This is a genomic window from Nocardioides sp. P5_C9_2 (genome assembly GCF_054049555.1).
In genome coordinates, this window is the sequence record NZ_JBFUMD010000249.1 from 1 (window position 1) to 5635 (window position 5635).

At 72.1% G+C, this 5635-nt stretch carries 9 protein-coding genes; 8 read left to right on the plus strand and 1 reads right to left on the minus strand.

Going from position 1 to position 5635, the window contains the following annotated elements; translation table 11 throughout:
• The 8 genes from ACXJKL_RS13035 to ACXJKL_RS13070 form a co-directional block, all read left to right on the plus strand.
• Window positions 1–1241: ATP-dependent DNA helicase RecG (locus ACXJKL_RS13035; RefSeq protein ID WP_457207471.1), on the plus strand; the 1241-nt coding region annotated here is incomplete at its 5' end.
• A complete protein-coding gene (gene rsmD, locus ACXJKL_RS13040) occupies window positions 1238–1819 on the plus strand; it encodes a 16S rRNA (guanine(966)-N(2))-methyltransferase RsmD (protein WP_457207472.1) in 582 nt (193 codons plus the stop codon). The genes ACXJKL_RS13035 and rsmD, both read left to right, overlap by 4 nt.
• Window positions 1820–1855: 36 nt before the next feature.
• Window positions 1856–2344 carry a pantetheine-phosphate adenylyltransferase gene (gene coaD, locus ACXJKL_RS13045; RefSeq protein WP_457207479.1) on the plus strand — a complete coding sequence of 163 codons (489 nt, stop codon included), beginning with the start codon at window positions 1856–1858 and terminating at the stop codon, window positions 2342–2344.
• Window positions 2345–2438: 94 nt separating this feature from the next.
• A complete protein-coding gene (locus tag ACXJKL_RS13050; protein WP_457207473.1) occupies window positions 2439–3014 on the plus strand; it encodes a YceD family protein in 576 nt (191 codons plus the stop codon).
• Between the two features lie 41 nt (window positions 3015–3055).
• Window positions 3056–3241, plus strand: a complete 186-nt coding sequence (gene rpmF, locus ACXJKL_RS13055; protein WP_457207474.1) for a 50S ribosomal protein L32 — start codon at window positions 3056–3058, stop codon at window positions 3239–3241.
• Complete coding sequence (rnc, locus tag ACXJKL_RS13060; protein WP_457207475.1) at window positions 3196–3975, plus strand: ribonuclease III; 780 nt, start codon at window positions 3196–3198, stop codon at window positions 3973–3975. Before rpmF ends, rnc begins: the two co-directional genes overlap by 46 nt.
• A gap of 9 nt (window positions 3976–3984) precedes the next feature.
• Entirely contained in the window at window positions 3985–4902 is a 918-nt protein-coding gene (gene mutM / locus ACXJKL_RS13065; protein ID WP_457207476.1) for a bifunctional DNA-formamidopyrimidine glycosylase/DNA-(apurinic or apyrimidinic site) lyase, read from the plus strand.
• Window positions 4903–4972: 70 nt separating this feature from the next.
• Window positions 4973–5176: a hypothetical protein gene (locus ACXJKL_RS13070; protein WP_457207477.1), complete on the plus strand. Its 204-nt coding sequence runs from the start codon at window positions 4973–4975 to the stop codon at window positions 5174–5176.
• A 20-nt stretch (window positions 5177–5196) separates the two neighbouring features.
• Here the strand turns inward: ACXJKL_RS13070 and ACXJKL_RS13075 are convergent.
• A partial coding sequence (locus ACXJKL_RS13075) for a hypothetical protein (protein ID WP_457207478.1) occupies window positions 5197–5635 on the minus strand: 439 nt, incomplete at its 5' end.

The following is a 5635-nucleotide window of genomic DNA, read 5'->3' on the forward strand; positions in this document are numbered from 1 at the left end:
CCACCGAGGTGCTCGCCCAGCAGCACCACCGCTCCATCAGCGCCATGCTGGGCGACCTCGCGCAGGGCGGCATGCTCGGCGGCGCGGCGTACGCCACTTCGGTGGTGTTGCTCACCGGCTCGATGGGTAAGACTGCCCGGGACGGAGCACTGCAGCAGATGGCGTCGGGGGAGGCAGGGATCGTGATCGGCACCCACGCCTTGCTCGAGCAGTCCGTGGAGCTCGCCGACCTGGGGCTCGTCGTGGTCGACGAGCAGCACCGGTTCGGGGTGGAGCAGCGCGCCGCCCTCACCGACAAGGCCGGCACCCCGCCCCACGTGCTGGTGATGACGGCGACGCCCATCCCGCGCACCGTCGCGATGACCGTCTTCGGGGACCTCGAGACCTCGGTGCTCTCCGAGCTGCCCGCCGGCCGGGCGCCCATCCAGACCAACGTCGTGCCCCTGGCGGAGCAGCCGACCTGGATCTCGCGGGTCTGGCAGCGGGTCCGCGAGGAGGTCGACGCCGGTCACCAGGCGTACGTCGTGTGCCCCCGCATCAGCGGCGACACGGCTGAGGAGGGCCAGATGTCGGCGGAGCGCGACCAGCTCGACGTCGACGAGGACGGCGAGGTCGTCACGACGCGACGCGCGCTGGCCGCGGTCGAGGACGTGCACGCCGACCTCACCACGGGACCGCTGGCGGGCCTCCGGGTCGCCGTGCTCCACGGGCGGTTGCCGGCCGACGAGAAGGACCGCACGATGCGGGCCTTCGCAGCCGGGGACATCGACGTGCTCATCTCCACCACCGTCATCGAGGTGGGCGTGGACGTGCACAACGCCACCACGATGGTGCTCCTCGACGCCGACCGGTTCGGCGTCTCCCAGCTCCACCAGCTGCGCGGACGCGTCGGTCGTGGGGGACTGCCCGGCCTGTGCCTGCTGGTCTCGGGTGCCGAGGCGGGCTCGCCGGCCCGCGAGCGCCTCGACGCGGTGGCGTCGACCACGGACGGCTTCGAGCTCAGCCGCATCGACCTCGAGCAGCGCCGCGAGGGCGACGTGCTGGGCGCCAACCAGTCCGGCTTCCGCTCCAGCCTCGTCAGCCTGCGCGTGCTGCGCGACGCCGCCACCATCGACCGGGCCCGGGACGCGGCCGAGTCCCTGCTGGCCGCCGACCCCGACCTCGCCGCGACCCCCGACCTCGCCGCCGCCGTGCAGGCCGTCGAGCGCTCCAGCGCGTCAGGGTTCCTGGAGAAGTCGTGACGCGGATCATCGGGGGCAGTGCCGGGGGACGCCGGCTGACAACACCACGGGGCTCGCAGACGCGCCCGACCAGCGACCGGGTGCGCGAGGCGCTCTTCTCGGCCGTCGAGGCGTGGTGCGGGTCCCTCGACGGGCTGCGCTTCCTCGACCTCTACGCCGGCTCCGGTGCCGTCGGGCTGGAGGCCTGGTCGCGCGGCGCCGGGGTGGTCACGCTGGTCGAGCAGGACCGGCGTACGGCCTCGCTCATCGCCCGCAACGCCACGACCCTCGGCTTCGCCCGCGCCGACGTCCTGAGCCAGACGGTCGCCTCCGTGCTCCGCAAGCCGCCGTCGGCGCCGTACGACGTGGCCTTCATGGACCCGCCCTACCCGCTGCACGACGACGAGGTGGTCGCGGTCCTGACCGCGCTCGTCGAGGGCCACTGGCTGGTGCCGGGCGCGCTCGTGGTCGTGGAGCGCGCCTCGCGCGGTCCCGCGCTCGCCTGGCCCGACGGGCTGGTCGGGGAGCGGTCGAAGCGGTACGGCGAGACCATGCTTTGGTACGGTCACCGCGCCTTGCGCGACCCCCTACCGGACTAGCATCGCCGGACTAGCATCGAAGGAGCAGCCGTGCCCCTGCACCGTGCTGTGTGTCCCGGGTCCTTCGACCCCGTGACCAACGGCCACCTCGACATCGTCGAGCGCGCCGCCGGCCTCTTCGACGAGGTGGTCGTCGCAGTGGGGGTCAACGCCTCCAAGACCCGCCTCTTCTCGGCCGACGAGCGCATCGACATGCTCACCGAGGCCTGCGCCGGCTGGGACAACGTCCGGGTCGACTCCTTCACCGGCCTGCTCACCGACTTCTGCCTCGCCCACGACGTGCACGCGATCGTGAAGGGACTGCGGGCGGTGAGCGACTTCGACTACGAACTCCAGATGGCCCAGATGAACTCCTCCCTGGCGCCCATCGAGACGGTCTTCGTCCCCACCAGCCCGGAGTGGTCGTTCCTCGCATCCTCACTGGTCAAGGAGGTCGCGACGTTCGGCGGCGACGTGTCCGGCCTGGTCCCCGGCTTCGTGCTGGAGCGCCTGACCGCCAGACTGGCCGAGCGGCAGCAGGGCTGACCGACCTCGGCGGACCGGTCGTTTTGCCCCACCCGACACGCGGCGGCTACGATTCCGAGGTTCTGTTTTGTGTCCGGACACCGGAAGTGACTTCATGACCAGCCTGGACCCGAGAGCGCCGCTCGTGCTCGATACACGCGAGCTCGGCCGCCGCCCGGGGTCCCAGCGGGTCGTGGTCATCACGGTGCCGGCACCGGCAGAGCTCGGTATCGAAGTCCTCGGTGTCCCCGAGGGGTCGCCGGTCCAGCTGGACCTGCGCCTCGAGGCGGTCATGGAGGGAGTGCTGGTCTCGGGCACGGCAACAGCCGTGCTCGAGGGTGAGTGCGCGCGGTGCCTGGAGCGGATCGACGACGAGGTCGACGTGACGCTGCAGGAGCTGTTCGTGTACGCCGACCAGCACGACAAGGCCGTGGCGCACGACGACCACGACCTCGACGACGAGACCAGCCGGCTCGAGGACGACCTGGTCGACCTCGAACCCCTGCTGCGGGACGCGGTGGTGCTCGCACTACCGTTCACCCCGTTGTGCGAGGACGACTGTCCCGGACYGTGCGCCGAGTGTGGCGCACGACTGGCCGAGGACCCCGACCACTCGCACGAGGAACCGATCGACCCTCGCTGGGCCGGGCTCACCGCCCTGACGCAGGACCAGAGCACCACCACAGACTGACCAACCGGACCCAGGTCCGGCCTATGCAACAGGAGATAACAGTGGCTGTCCCGAAGCGGAAGATGTCGCGAAGCAACACGCGTCACCGCCGGTCGCAGTGGAAGGCCGTGGCCCCCACCCTGGTGACCTGCGCCAACCCCGCCTGTGCTGCCAAGCACCTCCCGCACCGCGCGTGCGGCACGTGTGGCCAGTACGGCGCTCGCGCCGACCGTCGCCAGGTCCTCTGAGTCCAGCTCTCACCAGAGCTGACGGTTCGCTGACCACCGAGGACCTGCGCCGAGCGCTCGGAGATCCGATCCTGGATCCCGGGCTGCTCGACCGCGCCCTGACGCACCGGTCCTACGCGTACGAGAACGGCGGCATCCCCACCAACGAGCGCCYGGAGTTCCTGGGCGACTCGGTGCTGGGGGTCGTCGTGACCGAGACGCTATACACCACCCATCCGGACCTCTCCGAGGGACGGCTGGCCAAGCTGCGGGCCGCCGTCGTCAATGCGCGCGCCCTCGCCGGAGTGGCTCGTGACCTCGACCTCGGCCGGCACATCAAGCTGGGCCGCGGTGAGGAGACCACCGGCGGTCGCGACAAGGCCTCGATCCTGTCCGACACCGTCGAGGCGGTCATCGGCGCGATCCACCTCTCCGGCGGCATCGAGGCCTCGGCCGACGTGGTGCACCGCCTGTTCGACCCGCTCATGGTGGAGGCCGCGTCCATGGGCGCCGGTCTCGACTGGAAGACCTCCCTCCAGGAGCTGTCGGCCACCCTCGGCCTGGGCGTGCCGGAGTACGTCATCGAGGACGACGGCCCCGACCACATGAAGACCTTCGTCGCCCGGGTCCGGGTCGGCGAGGAGCTCTACGGGCGCGGCACCGGCCGCTCCAAGAAGGAAGCCGAGCAGGGTGCCGCGAAGACGGCGTACGGCGAGCTGACCGACGCCCACCCCGAGCTCGTCCTGCAGTCCTGACGTCGGCCCGTGCCTGAGCTGCCCGAGGTCGAGGTCGTCCGCGCCGGCCTCCAGCGTCACGTCGCYGGCGCCCGCATCGTCGGCGTCGAGGTCCTGCACCCGCGCCCGCTGCGCCGCGATCCGCGGGGGAGCGACGGGTTCGTCGCAGCCCTGGTGGACCGCCGGATCGGGGCCGTCCGTCGCCGCGGAAAGTACTTCTGGCTCGCCCTCGACGCCGAGGGTGACGGCGACGACGACGCCGGGCGCGGTGACGCACTGCTCGGACACCTCGGCATGAGTGGTCAGATGCTGCTCCACCACCCCGGCGCCCCCGACGAGCGGCACCTGAGGGTGCGGTTCGTGCTCGCCACCGACGACGGTGCGCTCGAGATGCGCTTCGTGGACCAGCGGATGTTCGGCGGCCTGCTGGTCTCCGACGGCGGGGCCGAGCTACCGACCGAGATCGCGCACATCGGCCGCGACCCGCTCGACCCCGAGTTCGACGAGGCCGACTTCGTACGCCGCGTGCGTCGCCGCCCGAGCGCCATCAAGCGCCAGCTCCTCGACCAGTCGCTCGTCTCGGGGGTGGGCAACATCTACGCCGACGAGGCGCTGTGGCGTGCCCGCATCCACGGCGAGCGTCCCGGGGAGCGCCTCACGGCGGCCCAGGTGCGCGAGCTCGTCGGGCAYGCCCGCGAGGTGATGACCGACGCGCTGGCCCAGGGCGGCACGTCCTTCGACGCGCTCTACGTCAACGTCAACGGAGAGTCCGGCTACTTCGACCGGTCACTGCACGCCTACGGGCGCGAGGGGGAGCCGTGCGAGCGCTGCGGCACCCCGATCCGACGGGTCGCGTTCATGAACCGGTCGTCGTACTTCTGTCCGCAGTGCCAACGCCCCCCGCGCCGCCCCGCGGGTCGGGCGACGCGCCGCGCCGGTGCCCGTTGACCGCCCGCCACCGCGGTGGGACTCTTGTAGATGGCCCGGTTCCGGGCATCCCCACCGAAAGGGCTGATCCATGGCCAAGGCGTTGATCGGCCACCTGGCCGGCGACCCCCGCACGTCCGCCCGCCTCGCGACCGACAACCGTCGGCTCCGTGCACGCGTCGCCGAGCTGGAGACCCTGGTCCTCCGGCTGCAGGCCGAGAACGACCAGCTCGAAGCACGCCTCTCGGGCGTGCTGACGGCGGCCGCCCTCGACCCGGAGATGCTCCCGGCCTGAGCGAGGGCGGCCCCCCTGCCTCAGACTCGCTTGGCGAGCATGGAGGCGCTGTCGCCGCTGCGCGGCTCCGTCCACGTGACGCGCAGCCTGGCCCCTTCGCGGCGGGCCTTGGCGTTGACCGGCGAGACGCAGGTCTCGCCGCCCGCAGGATCCCGGGTGATCCGCTCGCGGAACCGGTACGAGCCCCCGGACCGGGCCCTGAAGCTCCAGCGTCCCGAGCAGGTGCCCGGGTAGGTCACCCGGCCCACCCAGCGGCCGCGGTCGTTCTTCTTCAACGTCACCTTCGCGGTGTAGCCGGCGGCGGCGCCGTTGTCGCCGTACACCCCGCCCTTCCACGTGCCGGCGATGGACGTGCCGCGCTCGGCGACGCCGGGCAGCGCCGCGCTGGCGCTGCCGACAGGCACGAGCAGGGCGATGGCGGTCGTGGCGACCACCCCTGTGGTGCGGATCATCGAGTCC

Coding starts and splice junctions, on each gene's coding strand:
- ACXJKL_RS13070 (WP_457207477.1), top strand. CDS start 4,973: ATGGCCAAGGCGTTGATCGGCCACCTGGCCGGCGACCCCCGCACGTCC.